The sequence below is a fragment of the Nonomuraea sp. NPDC026600 genome (genome assembly GCF_040638335.1).
Classification (GTDB): domain Bacteria; phylum Actinomycetota; class Actinomycetes; order Streptosporangiales; family Streptosporangiaceae; genus Nonomuraea.
On the sequence record NZ_JBEZYD010000024.1, the window covers coordinates 135,077 to 153,424 of the forward strand.

Annotated in this window: 18 protein-coding genes; 7 read left to right on the forward strand and 11 right to left on the reverse strand. The window is 66.5% G+C overall.

Annotated elements, in window-relative coordinates; translation table 11 throughout:
- Window positions 1-43 precede the first annotated feature (43 nt).
- The 3 genes from lepA to AB0F17_RS41215 all read left to right on the forward strand — a co-directional run bounded on the left by lepA (window position 44) and on the right by AB0F17_RS41215 (window position 3,614).
- Window positions 44-1,873, forward strand: coding sequence for a translation elongation factor 4 (lepA, locus tag AB0F17_RS41205; RefSeq protein ID WP_358034669.1), 1,830 nt, complete (start codon window positions 44-46; stop codon window positions 1,871-1,873).
- Window positions 1,874-2,616: 743 nt separating this feature from the next.
- Complete coding sequence (locus AB0F17_RS41210) at window positions 2,617-3,291, forward strand: DUF6461 domain-containing protein (protein WP_358034671.1); 675 nt, start codon at window positions 2,617-2,619, stop codon at window positions 3,289-3,291.
- A gap of 44 nt (window positions 3,292-3,335) precedes the next feature.
- Window positions 3,336-3,614, forward strand: a complete 279-nt coding sequence (locus AB0F17_RS41215; protein WP_358034674.1) for a hypothetical protein — start codon at window positions 3,336-3,338, stop codon at window positions 3,612-3,614.
- A 304-nt stretch (window positions 3,615-3,918) separates the two neighbouring features.
- Here the strand turns inward: AB0F17_RS41215 and AB0F17_RS41220 are convergent, their stop codons facing one another.
- Complete coding sequence (locus AB0F17_RS41220) at window positions 3,919-4,713, reverse strand: methyltransferase domain-containing protein (RefSeq protein ID WP_358034677.1); 795 nt, start codon at window positions 4,711-4,713, stop codon at window positions 3,919-3,921.
- A gap of 471 nt (window positions 4,714-5,184) precedes the next feature.
- Here AB0F17_RS41220 and AB0F17_RS41225 point away from each other — a divergent pair, with 471 nt between their 5' ends.
- On the forward strand, window positions 5,185-5,529 hold the full coding sequence (locus AB0F17_RS41225) for a hypothetical protein (RefSeq protein WP_358034680.1): 345 nt from the start codon (window positions 5,185-5,187) through the stop codon (window positions 5,527-5,529).
- A gap of 53 nt (window positions 5,530-5,582) precedes the next feature.
- Here the strand turns inward: AB0F17_RS41225 and AB0F17_RS41230 are convergent, their stop codons facing one another.
- Window positions 5,583-6,320 carry an ATP-binding protein gene (locus tag AB0F17_RS41230; RefSeq protein ID WP_358034683.1) on the reverse strand — a complete coding sequence of 246 codons (738 nt, stop codon included), beginning with the start codon at window positions 6,318-6,320 and terminating at the stop codon, window positions 5,583-5,585.
- 306 nt (window positions 6,321-6,626) lie between these two features.
- Here AB0F17_RS41230 and AB0F17_RS41235 point away from each other — a divergent pair, with 306 nt between their 5' ends.
- Complete coding sequence (locus AB0F17_RS41235; protein ID WP_358034686.1) at window positions 6,627-7,439, forward strand: helix-turn-helix transcriptional regulator; 813 nt, start codon at window positions 6,627-6,629, stop codon at window positions 7,437-7,439.
- The gene (locus AB0F17_RS41240) at window positions 7,439-7,669 is read left to right on the forward strand and encodes a DUF397 domain-containing protein (protein WP_358034689.1); all 231 of its coding nucleotides are present in this window, start codon (window positions 7,439-7,441) and stop codon (window positions 7,667-7,669) included. Before AB0F17_RS41235 ends, AB0F17_RS41240 begins: the two co-directional genes overlap by 1 nt.
- A gap of 208 nt (window positions 7,670-7,877) precedes the next feature.
- Here AB0F17_RS41240 and AB0F17_RS41245 read toward each other — a convergent pair whose 3' ends face one another.
- From AB0F17_RS41245 to ccmA, 8 genes are all read right to left on the reverse strand, one after another.
- Complete coding sequence (locus AB0F17_RS41245; RefSeq protein WP_358034692.1) at window positions 7,878-8,294, reverse strand: acyl-CoA thioesterase; 417 nt, start codon at window positions 8,292-8,294, stop codon at window positions 7,878-7,880.
- Entirely contained in the window at window positions 8,291-8,584 is a 294-nt protein-coding gene (locus AB0F17_RS41250) for a hypothetical protein (protein WP_358034694.1), read from the reverse strand. Before AB0F17_RS41250 ends, AB0F17_RS41245 begins: the two co-directional genes overlap by 4 nt.
- Window positions 8,585-9,237: 653 nt before the next feature.
- Window positions 9,238-9,585: a hypothetical protein gene (locus AB0F17_RS41255; protein WP_358034696.1), complete on the reverse strand. Its 348-nt coding sequence runs from the start codon at window positions 9,583-9,585 to the stop codon at window positions 9,238-9,240.
- Window positions 9,586-9,860: 275 nt separating this feature from the next.
- Entirely contained in the window at window positions 9,861-11,429 is a 1,569-nt protein-coding gene (locus AB0F17_RS41260; protein WP_358034699.1) for an SMI1/KNR4 family protein, read from the reverse strand.
- Between the two features lie 301 nt (window positions 11,430-11,730).
- Complete coding sequence (locus AB0F17_RS41265) at window positions 11,731-12,144, reverse strand: DUF4259 domain-containing protein (protein WP_358034701.1); 414 nt, start codon at window positions 12,142-12,144, stop codon at window positions 11,731-11,733.
- 546 nt (window positions 12,145-12,690) lie between these two features.
- Window positions 12,691-14,415, reverse strand: a complete 1,725-nt coding sequence (locus AB0F17_RS41270) for a hypothetical protein (protein ID WP_358034703.1) — start codon at window positions 14,413-14,415, stop codon at window positions 12,691-12,693.
- 351 nt (window positions 14,416-14,766) lie between these two features.
- A complete protein-coding gene (locus AB0F17_RS41275) occupies window positions 14,767-16,320 on the reverse strand; it encodes a DUF6297 family protein (RefSeq protein WP_358034705.1) in 1,554 nt (517 codons plus the stop codon).
- 37 nt (window positions 16,321-16,357) lie between these two features.
- Complete coding sequence (gene ccmA, locus AB0F17_RS41280) at window positions 16,358-16,987, reverse strand: heme ABC exporter ATP-binding protein CcmA (RefSeq protein ID WP_358034708.1); 630 nt, start codon at window positions 16,985-16,987, stop codon at window positions 16,358-16,360.
- Between the two features lie 134 nt (window positions 16,988-17,121).
- Between ccmA and AB0F17_RS41285 the strand changes: the two genes are divergently transcribed.
- Window positions 17,122-17,457 (forward strand): hypothetical protein, encoded by a 336-nt coding sequence (locus tag AB0F17_RS41285; RefSeq protein ID WP_358034710.1) that lies wholly within the window; start codon window positions 17,122-17,124, stop codon window positions 17,455-17,457.
- Here AB0F17_RS41285 and AB0F17_RS41290 read toward each other — a convergent pair.
- Window positions 17,414-18,280 (reverse strand): response regulator transcription factor, encoded by an 867-nt coding sequence (locus tag AB0F17_RS41290; protein ID WP_358034713.1) that lies wholly within the window; start codon window positions 18,278-18,280, stop codon window positions 17,414-17,416. The genes AB0F17_RS41285 and AB0F17_RS41290 overlap by 44 nt on opposite strands.
- Between the last annotated feature and the right edge of the window lie 68 nt (window positions 18,281-18,348).

Below are 18,348 nucleotides of genomic sequence, written 5' to 3' on the forward strand. Positions count from 1 at the left end.
CCATGAAAGACGCTTGACCTCAACCCTGTCGAAACGGACTTCGGTGCGCACTCAGCCTGGCCAGACCGACCCCGCGTTGATCCGCAACTTCTGCATCATCGCGCATATCGACCACGGCAAGTCGACCCTTGCCGATCGGATGCTGCAGATCACCGGCGTGGTCGACGACCGGTCCATGCGCGCCCAATACCTCGACAGGATGGACATCGAGCGGGAGCGCGGCATCACGATCAAGTCGCAGGCCGTGCGGCTGCCGTGGGACGGCCACGTGCTCAACATGATCGACACGCCGGGCCACGTCGACTTCACCTACGAGGTCTCCCGGTCGCTGCAGGCGTGCGAGGGCGCGGTCCTGCTGGTCGACGCCGCCCAGGGCATCGAGGCGCAGACGCTGGCCAACCTCTACCTGGCCATGAACAACGACCTGCACATCATCCCGGTGCTCAACAAGATCGACTTGCCCGCCGCGCAGCCGGAGAAGTTCGCCGAGGAGCTCGCGGGCCTGATCGGCTGCGACCCGTCGGATGTGCTCAGGGTCTCGGGCAAGACCGGCGTAGGTGTGAGCGAACTGCTCGACCACGTGGTGCAGACCGTTCCCGCGCCGGTGGGCGATTCCGACGCGGCCGCCCGTGCGCTGATCTTCGACTCGGTCTACGACACCTACCGGGGTGTCGTCACCTATGTCCGGGTCTTCGACGGCCACCTGGGCAAGCGCGAGCGCATCCTGATGATGTCCACCCAAGCCGCCCACGAGACGCTGGAGATCGGCGTCATCTCGCCCGAGCCCAAGGTGTCGGAGCTGGGGCTGGGTGTCGGAGAGGTGGGCTACCTGATCACCGGCGTCAAGGACGTGCGCCAGTCGCGCGTCGGTGACACCGTCACCTCGGCCGCCAAGGGCGCCACCGAGATGCTGGCCGGCTACGACCATCCCAAGCCGATGGTGTTCTCCGGCCTTTATCCGATCGACGGCGACCAATACCCCGAGCTGCGCGAAGCCCTCGACAAGCTCCAGCTCAACGACGCCGCGCTGGTCTACGAGCCGGAGACCTCGGCCGCGCTCGGCTTCGGCTTCCGCGTCGGCTTCCTCGGCCTGCTGCACATGGAGATCGTCCGCGAACGTCTCGAGCGCGAGTTCGGCCTGTCGCTGATCTCCACGGCGCCCAACGTCGTCTACCGCGTGGTCCTGGAGGACGGCAGCGAGCTGACCGTCACCAACCCGTCGGAGTTCCCCACCGGCGGCAAGATCGCGCAGATCTTCGAGCCGGTGACCAAGTCGACCATCCTGGCCCCTGCCGAGTTCATCGGCGTGATCATGGAGATCTGCCAGGGGCGGCGCGGTCAGCTCCGCGGCATGGACTACCTGTCGGAAGACCGGGTCGAGATCCGCTACACGCTGCCGCTCGGCGAGATCATCTTCGACTTCTTCGACCAGCTCAAGTCGCGCACCCGCGGCTACGCCTCGCTCGACTACGAGCCCGACGGGGAGTTGGAGTCCGAGCTGGTCAAGGTCGACATCCTGCTCCAGGGCGAGCCGGTCGACGCCTTCAGCGCCATCGTCCACAAGGACAAGGCTTATGCGTACGGCGTGGACATGGCCAAGAAGCTGCGCGAGCTCATCCCCAGGCAGCAGTTCGAGGTACCGATCCAGGCGGCCATCGGCGCCCGCGTCATCGCCCGCGAGAACATCCGCGCCATCCGCAAGGACGTCCTGGCCAAGTGCTATGGCGGCGACATCACGCGTAAGCGCAAGCTGCTGGAGAAGCAGAAGGAAGGCAAGAAGCGGATGAAGATGGTCGGCCGGGTCGAGGTGCCTCAGGAGGCGTTCGTCGCGGCACTGTCGACCGATTCAAGCGCCGACAAGACCAAGAAGTAGCTGGCTGCTCGCCGCAAAGGACCTTCGCTACGCTCCGGACGACCTTTTCAGCCCACCCCTTGCCCGATTCGGTGGTTGGCTGTTTGATGCCCGCCCGCCCACAACGGCCCTCCGCTTCGCTCCGGACGTCCTTCCAGGCGGGCTGACGCCCGCCCCCTGAAGGGCCTCGCTACGCTCGGACCGCCTTCCCAGGAACGCTTCGCCGGGTCGGCTGATTAGGTGGACTGACCCTTGGCGGCAACCTCATCGAGACCGGCACCGACTCCTACCGTCTGGCCCAGACCTAAGCCGGTGCGTCGCGGGGATCTTGGGTGCGGACCCTGGTTGCAGCCAAGGAGATGAGCTCAACTCGCACGCTCAACCCCCTACCAAGGGACCTCCGCTTCGCTCCGGACGTCCTTTTCAGCCCACCCCTTGCCCGATTCGGTGGTTGGCCGTCTGATGCCCGCCCGCCCACAAAGGCCCTCCGCTTCGCTCCAGATCTCCTCCCAGGCGGGCTGACGCCCGCCCCCTGAAGGGCCTCGCTGCGCTCGGGCGCCTTTCCAAGAGCGCTTCGCCGGGTCGGCTGATCGGAGTGGACCGCCCGCATCCGAACGCGAAGTCGCCTTCGGAGAGTGAACAATGGCGTACACAACATGTCTTTTTCGGACTAAGAAGTTGGCCTGAAGGTGGGCCGGTATGGCATTTGAGCAGGTCGCCTTGCTGGTGATCGTTTTGTCGGTCAGGGCTGTCAGCATGTGAAGGTGATCGCAACAGCAGCTGACTACGTCTGGTTCTATGACCGATTTCCAAGCTTGGTGGAGGGATACTGCTTCACCTTGATCGAGGGCGTGCGTCCCGAGGACGTTGTGGCGCGACTTGGTGCGCGGACCGAGGACGTCGTAGCGCGACTCGGCGCGTGGATTGAGAACGTTCCTTCTGGCATGAGCTTCGACGATGTGATCGGCGCTACTTGTTCTGGCCCGGGTCAGTACGGTGCCTGGGATGGCCACTTCTTCGGGGCCGTTGCGGTCGAAGACTGGTGCCTCATCGTCGAGCCCAACGGCGGTATGGGGATCACGCGGGAGATCATGGAACCGTTGTCGGCGGGCACGCGGCTCGTGTCTCACTACCGCAACGTCAACGCGGTCAGCTACTTCTTCTGGGTGGAAGACGGCGAGATCCGCCTCAGCTTCGAGCCCGCCATCCCCGACTATCGGTATGGCAGTGATCCAGACGGGTTGGTCGAAGTCATGCGGCAGGTGGGCTTCGACCTGCAGGACGGCGACCAGCCGGACGGGATCGACCCAGTTGACGACTTTGCGGCGCGTATTGGGACCGTCTTTGCGCTGGCGGAGCACCTGACCGGGGTCAAGCTCACAGCACAACTCCTGGAGGAATCGACCTATCTGTGCGCGGTCGCACCAAGCACGAACTGAGCGGATCACGATGCGGCCGTTTTCAGGACGCGGGGCAGGTGGGCGTGGAGGTGTTCGACCTCGACGTCGCGGCCGCAGGCACGAACGCGTCCGGCGGTGAGTTCCACCAGGCCAGCAGCACGGTGTTTTCCGCCTGCGCAACCGAGAGCGATCACTTTCGGGCTGGCGGGCAGGAGCGCGTAGGCGACGAGGTTGTCGATGAGCTCTGGAGCTCCGGGAGTGTTGAGGACGATGTCCTGCACGCGGGGATGCAGGCCGTCCAGGTCGAGGATCTCCTTGGCGGCCGCGGGATCGCGCAGGCTTTAACACTTTGGCTCAGGTAGCGCGACAGGATTATCTGGGGAGTCCAGCCACATATATTGGCCAATGGGAGTGACGCACATTCCGAACCTGCTCAGCTCGGGTCTTTCCCATTCCGTCCACCGCGAAAAAGCCCGCTCTACCTCATCCCACAGGTTGCGGGACCCGACCTGCGCCACCTCAAGGCCCGATAAGTAAGCTTTGGAATCACCGGCCCACAGCCAAGTTTGGAAGTCGTTCTCCCTGTCCACGCGTGCGGCGATGTCGGGAAACATTCCAGCAATGGCCACATCCGCTCCGTACCCAGCGCGAAACACTGTCACAGGATCAATCTGCAGACCTGTACCGGAAATCGTCCTCAAAAAGCGGTGGAGAAGCAGCACGCTGGCTTCTCAGCAGCATGTACCCGGCGTACTCCGTGAAATTCCCGGACGCCGTGCCATGCGGGCCGACCGACAACCGTAGCTGATACCCAGGCTCATAGCGGGGCATCCACGGCAGCACAATCACTCCGCCAGGCCGCGTCTGCCGCACCCACTCATAGGGGACCTCGAACACGCCACAAGTGACATGCACACGGTCGTAGGGAGCGCCCCGGGGCCATCCTCGTTCGCCATCGCCTCGAACCAGGTGCGGCCGGTGGCCGACCTCCCTGAGATTGCCAACTGCTGTCGAGAACACCTCCTCATCGATCTCTATGCTTGTCACACACCCCTCACCGACCCGATGTGACAGCAGACCAGCCGTCCACCCTGGCCCCGCGCCCACCTCCAGCACCCGATCGTTCGTGTCGGATCCGAGAAGTTCAAGGAAGTCCAGCACGACTCCCGGAGCCGACAGGGACGAGGTATAGCGCCCCGGCCCTTTGCTGATTTCCGTAGCCCCGTCATCGAACTGCGTGATGATCGCATGATCGGCGTAGGCGGCTTTCAGCCATGCGTCCGGATTGCTCTCCCGATCGATCAGGTAGCCGGGGGCGTCGTCTGGTTCGGCCCAGGCCACCGCCGGCACGAAAAGGTGACGGGGCACGGCGAGCAATGCTGTCCGCCATGCCTCATCCGTCAACTCGCCGTTGGAGGCCAAAGCGTTGACCATCGCAACATTGAGTTCTTCGGGATTCACTAGTGCCTTCCGCCGCCTGACTGGGGCTTCGGTTCTGAGCTCTGATGCCCACCCGCCCACAACGGCCCTCCGCTTCGCTCCAGACGTTCTCCCAGGCGGGCTGACGCCCGCCCCCTGAAGGACCTCGCTTCGCTCGGATCGCCTTCCCAGGAACGCTTCGCTGGGCCGGCTGATTGGAGCGGACTAACCTTGGCGGCAACATTCTCGAGACCGGCACCGACTTTTGCCACCTGGCCCAGACCCAAGCCCACGCACCGCCGATCGGAGACCTGGGGTGCGGACCCTTGTTTCAGCCGTGGAGGTGAGCCCGTCTATCGAATCGCAGCCCCGGGCCCGCGCGGCCGGGACGTTGCGCTCGGCGGCTACGGGCATCCATGTTGCTCCGGGCGGACTCAACGGCTTCTGCGAGGACGCCGCCGATATGGCCCAAGGCACATACAAGTGCGCTCAGTACCGCGCGACCTCCGCACCTTGGCGTTCTTCAAGCTCGCCGACACCTACATGTGCTTCTGCGGCATGCGCAACGCCAACATCGGGTCCGCCCATGTCAGCGCCGGCTGTACTTCATCTGACATGACCGAAAAGCAGGGCGCTCCACGTGGCATCTGCCACATGGAAGGACCAGCGATCACTCTCATGAATGACGGTCTTCCCGGCCCGGAGGGCCGTCCGGCGAATGAACCGCAACCCGCCGAGCGTGATCAGTTCGTAGAAGACGTCTTCGCAGTCGCAGGTCCACCGCATGACCCGGCCGTCCGGCTCGCCTCCGCGTGGAGCGTTCCAGACCAGTTGGTCGTAGTGCGTCTGCACGGCTGATACGTGCGGTGCCGTGCAATGAGGGGGAAACCGCCATTGACTCATCACCCAGCTCATCTCCTCAGCTGACGCCCGCTGTGCGCGGCCTGGGCCGTCACGTCTTCTCCGGCGCAGACGGGCGCGGCCTGACCCGTGAACGTCTCCGCCCAGACCGCGCGCTGTCCCGCACCCAACAGGCGCACGCCCCACTTGAGCGAGATCTGCTCGACCAGCCACAGACCCCGCCCGTGACAGTCGTCACCGCTGGACACTCGCGCTCGAGGGACCGTGTCCGCCCCGTCATCGGTCACCTCAACGCGAACGATCTCGGCATCAACGGCGACAACATCCACCGTCACCACCCCGCCATACAGCCCCGAAGCGGTATGGATCAGCGCGTTGGTGATCAACTCGCTGATGATCAGCTGCACATTCTCCACGTCCCGGTGCCCTGCCGCCGCCAGCATCTCCCCGACGCAGTGACGAGCCACCGCCACCGAATACGCCACCCCCGGCAACACGACTTCACCAAGAAACCGCTCCTTCACCGCGCCACCTCCCAGACCCGCGTAGCCGCATCCACGTCGTACACACCCACCCACCGACCACGACCGTGACCCCATGTGAAGACCCATTCCTCGCTTCTCAGCGCGGCCCGCACCCGCAAAGCCCTCCGCACCCGAGAAATAGAAATGAACGACTTTGTCCCTTCGATGCAACTGCACCGCCAGCGCCACCCCGAGCTGAGCCAGATCCCATGTCAATCGCATTAAGTGAACGAAACGCTCCTTATTGTGATCGAAATATCGCATGCCTGGACCTCCCTCATATATCGGGCAGGAGACTCTTCTCGGGGCCTCATCCGATCGCCTGTCTTTACTGCCTCGGCCGGAACGGGCAAGTAGCGGCCGGCGTCCACCCCTGAGCGACAAGCTACGGCCATGATGCATCCAGTCGCATGCAACTGGCAATATCCAAAATGGATATAGCTGTTTGCTTCTTCCTTGCGGGTGCGCGACCCTCATAGGACCCGCGACCTTGAGGCCGACATCTCTACATCTTGAGGTGGACTAATGACCGGTGAGAGTGGAAGTAGCCCCACTGTGAGGCGACGCCGATTGGCGGCCGAACTGAAGCGGCTGCGCAAGGAATCCGGCCTTACCGCCGAGCAGGTTGCTCAACAACTTGAAGTGGCACAATCATCTGTCAGTCGCATCGAAAGTGGCCGCCGAGGCATCAAAGCGTCCGATCTCCGGCTACTTCTAGATATATACGGCGTTGACGGCGAAAAGGTAGAGGAGCTTCTTACTCTCGCGCGCCAGTCCCGCCAGCGGGGATGGTGGCATACCTACGGAGATGTCGTTCCGGAGTGGTTCCAAGTCTTGATCGGCTTAGAGGTCGAGGCCGAAGGGCGGCGATCTTACGACGTGGAGCTAATTCCCGGCCTACTTCAGACAGTCGACTACTACCGCGCATACCTCGCGACCCAGCCAACCAGTTTCGGCAATGACGAGATTGACCGAAAAATCGCCTTCCGGATGGCCCGACAAGAGCGGATACTCCAAGACGACGCCCGCAAGCTCTCCTTCGTCCTCAACGAAGCAAGTCTGCGGCGGGTCGCTGCTGCCAGCATGGGTCCGCAGGGCCAGTTCAAGCGCCTGACTGAGCTATCACAGCTTCCCCACGTGACCTTGCAAGTTCTCCCGTTCAGCGCCGCCATGCATGCTGGAATGGGTGGCGGCTTCGTCCTCCTGAGCTTCACGCCCCCTGATCCTGACGTGGTCTACATCGAGAACGAAGTCAGTGGTCTCTACCTTGAAGAGCAAGTCGAGGTAGACAGGTATAATCTGGTCTATGACTGTTTGATGGCAAAGGCTCTCAGCCCGGGGCAGAGCCGGAGCTTTATCGCGAAGCTAGGTAAGGAAGCCTAATGAGCGACACCCCCAGCATCGACAGTGACGACACGGCCCTCGTCTGGCGCAAGTCGAGGTTCAGCAACGTCAGCGGCGATTGTGTAGAGGTCGCCGCTTTACCCAGAGGCGGAGCTGCTGTGCGTGACAGCAAGGACCCTCAAGGGCTACAGCTCCAGTTCAGCGCGTCCGAGTGGGTCGCGTTCATCGATGGCGCCAAAGCAGGTGAATTCGACTTGCCGTCCGCCTGAACAAAGGCGTCAGCCGAAGAAGAACACCCGGTCACCTGCGTGGTGATCGGGAGTGTTTCATCTGCATGCAGTGATGGCTCCGCAGGGGTTTGATCATGCCTTCGGCGGGGAGACGCCGCTCCGGAATGATGGCCTCACGACCCAGGCGGTGCTGTGCGGCCTGATCATTCCTTTCTTGGCGGCCGAGCACGTCGGCGTGTCGGCGGTTTCAGAGGCCGAGCACGTCCGGTGTGGCGGCCAGGGAGCGCCAGCGGGCTGCCGGGTCGTCCACCAGGCGGCGGGCCTCCAGGTCGAGCAGCCCGCCCACACTGGTCATCTCGGCCGCCACCCGCCCGTCGGCGTGCCTGAACTCCTGCGAGATTCTGAACGTCTTCCCCTCGCCCCACAGGAACGCGCACGTCACCTCCACCTCGTCGCCGCCGCGCAGCTCGCCGAGGTAGCGGATGGTGTTCTCCAGGGTGACCGGGCCGACGCCCGAGCTCACCAGATCGTCGACTGAGATGCCCGCCGCACGCAGGCACTCCCAGCGAGCGTGGTCGCCGTACTGGTGGTAGACGGCGCTGTTGACGTGGCCCTGCGTGTCGAGCTCATAGCCGCGTACGGCGATGCGTACGGAAAAGGTCATGTCCGCTCCTCCAGCCAGGTGTGCGATTTCGCGGTGAGGTAGCGCAGGCCGTCGTCGCCGATCTCGATCCAGTCGCCCCTGGTCCACCCGCCGGTCGTCTGTGGGGCGAACCCGTGCCGCTGGAACAGCACCGACGCCTCCTTCTGCGTCAGCCCCCGCCGGCCCCACTCCTCGATGACCCGGGCGGTCCGCTCGTCCTCCCCAGCCTCCTCCTCGCCCAGGGCGGCGGCGAGCTCCTCGAACCCGCGGGCGATCAGCCGGAGCGCGGCCTGCGTACGTGCGACGTCCATCTCTCATCGCCTACCAATCGATTCCGATTGCCAACCGATCCTACCTCGTCAGCTCCACCGAGTGTCGCCACAAACGGGCCTTCGCCGGGCCGTTGACGCCCGGCTCCGAACGCCAACCAGCCTGCGGAGAGTGAACAATTGCGTACACGAAGTGTCTGGCACGGCCACCGTTCCAGACGACGGATCACCCGCCACCCATGGGGCCCCGCTGTGTGGACCGAACACGCCGCCGTCATCGCCACAGCCCTCACTCTGGCCACCACCCCAGCAGACTGCGGCAACCGCAGCACCACCCAGCCCGAAGGCCGCCATAGCTGCGAAAACTCTTGGGGACCACTCACCGCCGTCCAATTCGCATCAGCCGCGCCCCGAGTCAGAGTGAGCCTGCGCGTCACATGCGGCCAGGAAGTCCTGACCACGTTCCACGCCCGGATCGCCATCGACCACAAGGACGGCCTATTCGCCGACTGGTACGAGGTGGACCACGATTACTACGAACAGCTGCCTGGCCTGGCCAAGTCCTACACCCTCGTGTCCCCATGCCGGGATGCGGGCGCGTGTCTCCATCGTCGGCACGTTCACCAACGGCGAGCCCTACAAGGTGCAGGACGAGAGCTCCAGCAGCCACGTAGATTGCGACCACCCCGAACCGATCACCTGAGGGCCTGCCGGCTGCCGCTCACCACTCCCCACGGCGGGCACTCGATCACCGTACGGCCGAGCGGCGGCACCACCTCAAACGCCCAATGGGCCGCAACCTCAGGTTTGGCCTGGGAGATGTCCTCAGCGCTGTAGGCGGGCATTGTCGTGACGTCCGGCTTCCGGCCGGGCCACACGCCCCAGCCCTCACCCCACCAGGCAACCCGCCACACGTGCCGCCCCTCATCCAGCTCGGCTACGTTCGCGTGGCCCGCAGACGTGCCTCGGCGGCGAGACCACCAGCGCCGCCGCACGAACGCGTGACCGTCCTGCGGGGCGCGCTTGCGGCCAGGAAGGCGCATGCGTTCAGCGTCGCACATGGTGTCACGCTTGTCGCCGCCACCAGCACGCACCCCGTCCGCTGTCACCCTCAAGCGGCAGTCAGCTGTTCGTGGAACCACGCGCCTGCAGTTTGGTATTGGGGACGTCAGGCGAGCAGTGGTTGTGGGACTCCCTGTGCGGGCTGCTGAGTGTGGGGCAGTGGTCGATGTTGCGCTGAGGTGGGGCTCCTGTCAGCCATCGGAGCTGAGGCAGGTCAGATCAGCGGGCTTGGCGCCAACGGAACTGGTGTGCTGGGTCATCGATGGCCGTGGTGGATTTGCTGGGCGGTGGGCCGCCGGTCAACGATACGGACGTTGAGCTGGGCCGTCCAGTCGGCGACTTTGTCGTACGGGACCTTGCCAGCCAGGAACGCCGCCGCGAGCGCAGGCATCCGATCGGTGTACGCCCACAGCTCCTGCCACTGCTCATAGCGCAGCGCCAGGTACAGCAATCCCTTCAGCTCGGCGATCGCCCGGATGCCGTGGGTGGAGGCGCGGGACAGATCCAGTCCCTCAAGGCGGGGAAGGGTGCGAAGCGTGCCCAGGTCAACGGGGTGAGGCGTGGTCAAGGTCACGGCCCGCAGGGTCGGGTGGCCGGCCAGCGGGGCCAGGTCGATCGTCTTGAGATCGATGTCGAGCGTCTCGACCGGAGCTTCACGTAGCGCCGTGAGGTCGGCGGACCGGCAGCGGGACAGTTCCACCGCACGCAAGAACGGGGCCTGGCGTGCGAGCTGGAGGTTGGCTTCGTCGTCTTCGGTCACCCGCAAGGTCTGCAGGTGTGTGCCTGCACCCTTGTGCGGTTCCGGCACGTCGATCCACAGGTCGCCGTCCTCGCCGATCCTGTGGTCGCCGCGAGCGAGCGCGTCCACATAGCGGCGAAGCAGGGCCGTCACCGAGTCGGCGACATAGGTGGGTCCGTGGTAGTAGCCGGAGCCGATGCGGATGACCTGCCCGGGTCGGCCCCCACTGGCCGGATCCATGTCCACCGCGAGGTAGTTACCGTCGGTCCCGATCACGAACGGGATCCAACCGCGCCGATCCACCGACCGCCGCACCGTCCCGGGAGGGTCGGCGTCGTGGACGAAGGGCCTGAAAGGCGCGAAAGGCCGATCTCTCCAGTGGCGCGGTGCCCAATGGCGGTCACCGCCATGCACCGCGGCCACTCCGGACGTATCCATCCACCATGACATTCGCCCGAAGAGTCCGACTTGCCCATCGCCGTCGGCCACGCCGTACAACGCGCGCAGATCTGCAGGAAGCGCCACGTTCAGCCTGCTCTCCACCTCTTCCAGCCGCGAGGGCGGTAGCGGGGCGGGCAGTATGCCGGAGGGGTCGTCCAGCATGCCGCAAAGGAGCTCGGCTCGCCGCCCGAGGTACTCCCTCAGCAGGCGGACGGCCTCCTCTGGGTCGCCCGCCGGTGTGGGGTTCACGGGCTTCTCCTGCTCATCCCCGGGGTTGGGCGGGAGAGTTTCAGGTTTGAGCACGTACATAAAGCCACGTTTGGGATGGCTCAACCTGCTCACCCCAAGCCCGGTGACCGCCTCGAACCTTCCGGAGGCATCGACGGTCAGTTCGATGCTCAGGCCCTGTTCTGAGGCACCTGACACCCTGTACGCCTGGCGCAGGCCGCGCCGTAGATCCACTTCTACGGCATGTTCGTCGCTGGCGGCCAGCCTGTACGACACGCCAGCAAGCCCGACGTCCTGCTTGTCGGCAAAACCGTTCGCCGTCGCCCGCAGCCAGCCCTCCGGCGCCGCCTCGGCGATCTGTGTGCACATCTCACGCAGAATCTCGGAGAGCTCAGAGGCCTTCGGTACGTCCGTCATAGGAACGCGCACTCCGTCCGGAAAAGATCAACCAACGGGTAGTTCCTACCATCTCGACCAGACAACGGCCGGCGTGACATCGGCAGTGCGCGCGGCAATGATCGCTTCCACGTGGGTGATCGGCGGTCACGTCACGCTCGTACCCGGAACGAGGAACCTCTCGCCTTCCAAGATGGGCTCAACGCTCTCCGGCCGGCCAGCCTCGATCCCATCGGAACGCCCCGCCGACAAAGCCGCTGTGGGGAACCGTCACCGCAGAGCGGCAGGCGACCGTCGCATGCGGAAGGCATTCAGAGGCTGCTCACATGCTCCCCAGAGCACCGCGAATGCCTTCTATGACGGCCACGGCCTCCAGAGAGGAGCCGCTCTCCTCCCAGAGTTCCAGCCACTCCGAGTCTTCGCCCATCACCCGGTCCAGCGCCAGCACGGCCAGCGCCACGAGTTCGTCATCGACCTCCACCCTGCCGCCTTCCAGCAGGAAATCCGGCGCATAAGGCGAAGTGATCGGCACGCCGCTGCGTTGAGAGGCGACAATGGCCGCTGCCGCAATCGCCTCCACCGCCTCGTCGCTGTCCAGATATCTCGCACGACCCGCAGCGCCTTTGAGCGCCTTGCGGATCAGCGCCGGACGCCGCTTAGGGGCTGCGTTGTGCAGATCACCGCACCAGTCGGCGGCCGAGTCGTTGTCGAACGGTCCCATATCCCATGTGCCCATGACCGATTCATATCGGACCTCACCGACATTCAGCCCCCCACTATCACGACCGCTTCGGGTGCGACCTCCCCATGCACTCGCCGAAGGTATTCCACAGCGTGTTCTGTGGCCGGGTCATGGTTCAGCCGTTCCCGGTAGAAATGGAGCCGATCCTCGCAATCATCGATGATTTCGCTCCACGTACGGGCCCAGATACGAATCCCTCCCTCCCACTCGGCGATGCAGCCTGGCGGACGGTTCGGCGCGCTGGCATCACGTCTGACGATCTCCGCCATCTCGGTGGATACGACCCAGAAGTCCCAGGAAACGCGGGCATCCTGGAACTGTGGATCGCTGAGTGACGCCCCGAACCAAGATCTGCCCCTGGCGGGGACGGACTCCGGAGTGATCGAGTCCGCATGAGGCAAACATGCCGCCGTCGTCGATCACTTCTATCTGGACCACGGGCGGTGCGGCCTCCGACCTGACCGAGTGGGCCCAGTCCTGGTGGCCATCTCCGGCCGCCCGTGGAAGGGCGACGGAGGAGAGTGCGCGCCCCGCCACCGTTCACGGCTTCAGCTTGATCCTCTTCCTCGACGCGCCCGGGAACACGACGACCAGGTGCTCCTCCCCTGCATCGCCGACCCGCACGTACACACGGAGCCGGTAGCGGCCCTTCCCCGCGATCGCCAGGTCCGGCATCGGGGCACCCGCGCCCACTTCTCCGCCGCCCATCTCCGGCACGGTGAGCCGGCCGCTGCGGCTGACGATCGGCACCTCGTTGACCTGTTCCCACCCGGCCGTCCGCTGTGGCGGCGCGGTGCGGAAGGCCTTCACCGTAAGGCACAGATCACTGATGTCTTCGACGTGCCCGATGAGCACCGCGCTGCCGGCCACCCCGATGAGGGTGCTGTCGTCGTAGACCTTGTCCATCGCCTGCCCCGCCGCCTCGTCGGCCGCTTCGTCTCCGGGGTCGTGGACCAGATAGCCGGGATCGCCGTCGACGAACAGGAAGTATTTGGCCGTGGCCTGGGCGACACCCTTCGTCCGGGGCCACGGGTCGCGGCACTTCGCGTTCTCCTCGGCGATGTAGGCGGCGTTCGCCGCCTCCGTCTCCGTGGTCGACCGCAGCAGCTCGGGATGGGTTGCGCCGACGATCTCCGGGCACACGTAGACGAGGTCCCACGGGTCCGTACCCCAGGCGGGCCGCGCGCTCCCGGCCCGCGTCAGAATCGCCTCCTGCTCGTCGCGGTCCTTTGTACGGCACAGCGCTCGCCCGTACGCGAGGATCGCCTGATCCGACAGGCTGTCCGGGAACATGGGCGGGACTGCGCCGTCTGTGCTCCGCGCTCGGCACAGGAACGCGGCGTCGCGTTCCGCAGGTTTCAGGTCGCCGAAGCTGGGCCGGTCATAGCAGCCCATCGACCGGCCGGTGTAGGTGAGGTGCGCGGCCTGTTCCGGGTGGATCAGTGCGATGATCGGCAGTACGGTTACGGCCGCCACCGCGACGCGGATCACGCGCCGCCGCGCGGGCGGAGGGTCCGCCAGGCGGTCCTCAGTAGGCAGTTCACGGGCGGTCGCCGCGATCCACACGGCGCTGATGAGCCCCACCGCGTCCATCATGACCGGCATCGCCAGATTGCCGCTGGAAATCTCTCCGAAGAGAGCGTTGAGCGGGATCACCAGCGCGTAGACGCTCACCGACAACCACCCGGCGGCCTGCGTGCCGCGGCTCCACCGGCCGTCGCGCCGCTGCCCGACGACCGTGATGATGGTCGCCGCCACTCCGCTCAGCATCAAGCCCAGTTCGACGATGCCGCCCGAGCCAAGGTCTGGGAGGTCGAGTTCGTCGAGCAGTTCGTTGGCCATTCCGGCCAGCTCGACCGCGAACATCGCTCCGGCCGCCGCCCGCAGCATGCGGGACCGCCAGCGGATGACGAGCAGGTAGAGGACGTCGATCGCGGTCCACAGCGCGAGCTGGAATGCCGCGTTGACCCCGTCGGAGAGCAGTGCGATCGGGTACCACAGCACGAGGGTGTGCGCCACAGCCAGATACAGCAGTCGGCGCAGCGCCCTCGCCCGGCGGTCCAGCGGTCCCGGCGCGGGGGCACGCAGGATCAGCCACAGGAGTGCGGCCTTCACCAGGGCGGCCACGAGCAGCGCCACAGTCGTCGGGGTGCCAAACCCGCCGCGCGTGTAGAACTCCGCATAGGCCGGTGGCGACCAATCGACGGCCACCCAGAGCCAGGCGTCGCCGAGCACCAGGCCCGCGCCCGCCGCCGCAAGAACCAAGCCGACTAATAAAATCCTTATAATCCGCCAGAAACTATCCGAAAGCACGGGACGCGATCTTAGCGCGGCACCGCCGTACGGGCGGACACAGCGGAACGAGCGCTCCCGCCCCGCCGATCAGACTCCATGATCTTCGACACGGTGCGGTTTCGAAGAGCCGCTAATTCCTGGCCTCTTTCAGACGGCCGACCACTACCGCGCATACCTCGCGACCCAGCCAATCAGTTTCGGCAATGACGAGTTGCTCGAAAAATCGCTTTCCGGATGGCCCGACAGGAACGGATACTCCAAGACGACGCTTGCGGAGTACGGCCTGCGTACGTGCCACGTCCATCTCTCGTCGCCTATCAATCAATTGCGATTGTCAACCGAGCGCACCCGTACCAGGTAGCCCGCGAGCACGGCCACCCCCAGCACCGCCTGCGCCCCGAGGAACTCCGCCAGGCCGGCGGGCCGGGTCGTCAGCGCTGCGATCAGGGGCAGGCAGCCGATCAACGCGAGGTCGGGCCCCGTCAACGCCCAGATGAGCGGACCCGTCGGGATCGCACCGCCTGGGGTGTCGATGACCGGCATCGAATGGTCGACCGGTCTCCGCCGAGCCATCCGCAGCCCCGCCGCCGCCACAGCCGGCGAGATCAGCGGCCCGAACAGCCACCAAGCCCCAGCGGGCAGTCCGCCCACCATGGCCAGACCCGCCAGCGCCGCCGCCGTCCACGCGCCGCACAGGAGCGCGGGCAGTAGCGCCCGTGCGGCCATCGCCGCACGCGGGCCGACGCCCATCAGCCTCATGAGGCTCGGGTTGTCGCCGTCCCTGCGCGCGCCGGACGTGTTCGCCGCGGCCACCCAGAGCGCTCCGGCCAGTACGCTCACCTCCGCCGCCCCGGTGTTTCCCGCCTGAGCGAGTACGGCCGGCAGCGCCGTGGCCGCGAACACTGCGGCCAGCCGCCCGGGGCGGCGGGCGGCGCGACGCCAGTCCTGCCAGGCCAGCGCGAACGGCGCCGGGAGGGACGGCCACGCCCTCGATCGCAGCTTCCTGGCTCGCCAGTGGTTGTCCTCGGCGATCCAGGTCAGCGCGCCGGGATCCACCACCACGGCCGCTGCGGCCACGTGTCCGGCCCGGGTGGATGTGGCGAGGATGGACCTGGCGGGTATCCGGTCGAGCGTGGTCCATGCCCGCCGTACGAGGAGAGTGGCGACCGTCGCGGAGCCGACGGCGACGGCGGACACGGCACTCAGCGGCGCCCCGGCCACGGCGGCAAGAACGCTCCGCGCCGTCCCGCTCGCCGCCAAGACCGCCATCGCCAGGAGCACGACCAGCGCCGCGCTCAGCCAGGCGTTCCATGTCTGCGACAGCTGGGCGAGCACCGCCATCGCCATCGCGCCCACGCTCGCCGACACACCCAGCACCATCGCACCGGCCAGCCGCCAGATCAGCTGGTCCGGGGCGCCTAGCACGGCCAGCAACCCCAGCCCGAGCGCCACGCCCGCCACGATCGCGACGAGCAGCAGGACGCGTGCCGTACGGCCCAGTACGCCGCGCCGGTCCAGCGGGGACAGGAGCAGCCACGCGGCGTCGGCGGCGGACAGCACCACCGGACCGCCGGCCCGGGCGGCGGCGACCACGCCGGCGAAGGCGAGCACGATGAGCGCCATCCCGGCGCCTACGTGCGCGGCCCCTGCTTGCCCGGCCATGCCCGCGATGGCGGAGGAGACGGGCCTTCCGGCGACCGCGGCCACCATGGCCAGCCCGAACATGGCCACATAGCGGTCCAGAAGGGTGGACGGGCCCCGGGTACGGGATCTGACGAACGCGCGCACGGACCGGGCGGACGGTTCACCGGGGGCGTCGGTCGCACGGGTGGCGGCGGGTCTCGCCGTTGTACCGCGCTTTGGCTGCGGGCTCACTGGTGCACCATCCTGTTGCCGGTCGTCATGAGAGTGCTCATGCCGTGACCTCGGCCGCGGTCGGTGAGATGTGGCGCGCCCGTTTCGCGAGTTCAGGATCGTGCGTGGCCATGACCACGGTCCCGCCCTCGGCCGCGTACTCGGTCAGGAGCCCCGCCAGTCGCTCGCGAAAGCCCGCGTCCAGCCCGCGCTCGGGTTCGTCGAACAGCAGCAACCGGCTCGGCCTGAGCAGCGACGCGGCGAGGGAGAGCCGTTGACGCTGCCCCGTGGAGAGGTTCAGCGGTGGGGCGTCAGCGCGTTCTCGCAGTTCGAACAGGTCGAGCGCGGTGTCCACGGTCATGCGGGGCCGGGCGTGGACGGTCCGTACGAGCTCCAGGTGCTCGCGCCCGGTGAGCCCCGGGTACCACGCGGGCTCGTCACCCATCAGCACCACTCGCCGCCAGAACGCGGCGTCGTCGGCGGGCGGCGCCCCGAACACCTTCACTTCACCACCGCTGACAGCCTGCAGCCCGGCCAGGCAGCGCAGCAGGGTGGACTTCCCCGCCCCGTTCGGCCCCACTATGGCGACGATCTCGCCGGGGGCCACCGTCAAGGACATTCCGTTCAGGACTTCGTTGCCGCCGAGCTCAACTCTGAGGTCGCGGACGATCACCAGCGATTCGGGCACCGTTCGAATGTAGCCACCCATAGCCCAAGGCGCCGCGACCCGTCCGCGGCTTCCGGATCCCCGTGTACGCCGGGGATTCTGTCGGTGGCGCCCGCTACTTTCATGTCCGAACACCTGTGCGATAGGAGGGTGACATGATTGCCGCTGAGCAATTCGAGCGTGCTGCTGTGCTGGGGGTCGCCGTGGCGGAGGAGATGCGGCGGTTGCTGAGACTCCACGCGGTGCCGGCCGAGGAAGCGGGTGACGGGACCGTCCTGGTCGACGTGCCTTATCCCGATGCGGCCGTGGTGGTGGCCGTGCTCGATGTGGCTGCCGACTGTTTCGGCGAACGCGGCGGCTCGGTCGAGGAGACCCGGCAGGCCGCCCTGGAGACGGTCTTACAGCTGGCGGGCTTCGATGACGACTCCCAGCTCAACCTCGCCGAGGTCAGGGGTCCGGGCGGACGAGACCGTGGCGGTACGCGTACGTGACGGCCTGCGCACGGTCTCTCAGGCGGGCCTTGGCGAAGAGGTTGTTGATGTGGGTCTTGACGGTGGCCTCGCTGATGAAAAGCCGGGTGGCGATCTCGGTGTTCGACAGGCCATCGGCGATGAGCCGCAGCACCTCGACCTCGCGCGGCGTCAAGCCGTCGCGTGCGCCGGCGAGCGCTTCGTCGCCGGTGCTCGTTGCGGTGTCCGCGCTGCCGGGAGCGCGCCGTTCGATTGTCGCGTCCGGCTTGCCAAAGAGCGGTAGGGGAGGCTGTCGGAGAGCGGTGGGGCCATTGGCGAGGTCAGGCTGTTCGTGCGGGTCGGGATCAGGTCGCTCACCCGGGGGGCGGTCGCCATCTGGAGTGGTCCGGTTCGGCTGTCTGCCCCAGGGTCGGCCGTCGTCGGGAGCCGTCATGGCGTCGAGGAGGCGGCGTTGGACGGTGGGGTCGAGCTGGGCGTTACCGCGTACAACGGTGGCGATGGCCTTGGCGATCTCGTCCGAGTCAGCGCTCTTGGTGAGGAAACCGCGTGCCCCCGCCCTGAGCGCGGCGAACACCGACTCGTCGTCCGAATACGTCGTGAGCACCACCACCTGGGTGCCCGGGTGTTCGGCGCGGATGCGGCGGGTGGCCTCGACGCCGTCCATGCGCGGCATCCGGAGATCCATCAGCGCCACATCGGGCCGCCGCTCCGCGACCAGGCGGAGCGCCGCCTCGCCATCCCCTGCCGAACCGACCACCTCGATCCCCGGCAGGAGCCCGAGCAGCAGGACCAGCCCCTCGCGGACGGCGGCCTGGTCATCGACGACCACCACCGTGACGCTCATGATCCGGTCACCGTGGCGGGGCTGCCGGAGATGAGGTAAGCCATGCGGGAACCCCGTAGGTGGACGCG

Excerpts from the sequence above, each read along its gene's own strand:
- AB0F17_RS41230 (WP_358034683.1), bottom strand. The coding sequence starts at position 6,320 with ATGCGATATTTCGATCACAATAAGGAGCGTTTCGTTCACTTAATGCGA.
- AB0F17_RS41240 (WP_358034689.1), top strand. The coding sequence starts at position 7,439 with ATGAGCGACACCCCCAGCATCGACAGTGACGACACGGCCCTCGTCTGG.
- AB0F17_RS41245 (WP_358034692.1), bottom strand. The coding sequence starts at position 8,294 with ATGACCTTTTCCGTACGCATCGCCGTACGCGGCTATGAGCTCGACACG.
- AB0F17_RS41250 (WP_358034694.1), bottom strand. The coding sequence starts at position 8,584 with ATGGACGTCGCACGTACGCAGGCCGCGCTCCGGCTGATCGCCCGCGGG.
- AB0F17_RS41255 (WP_358034696.1), bottom strand. The coding sequence starts at position 9,585 with ATGCGCCTTCCTGGCCGCAAGCGCGCCCCGCAGGACGGTCACGCGTTC.
- AB0F17_RS41260 (WP_358034699.1), bottom strand. The coding sequence starts at position 11,429 with ATGACGGACGTACCGAAGGCCTCTGAGCTCTCCGAGATTCTGCGTGAG.
- AB0F17_RS41265 (WP_358034701.1), bottom strand. The coding sequence starts at position 12,144 with ATGGGCACATGGGATATGGGACCGTTCGACAACGACTCGGCCGCCGAC.
- AB0F17_RS41285 (WP_358034710.1), top strand. The coding sequence starts at position 17,122 with ATGATTGCCGCTGAGCAATTCGAGCGTGCTGCTGTGCTGGGGGTCGCC.
- AB0F17_RS41290 (WP_358034713.1), bottom strand. The coding sequence starts at position 18,280 with ATGAGCGTCACGGTGGTGGTCGTCGATGACCAGGCCGCCGTCCGCGAG.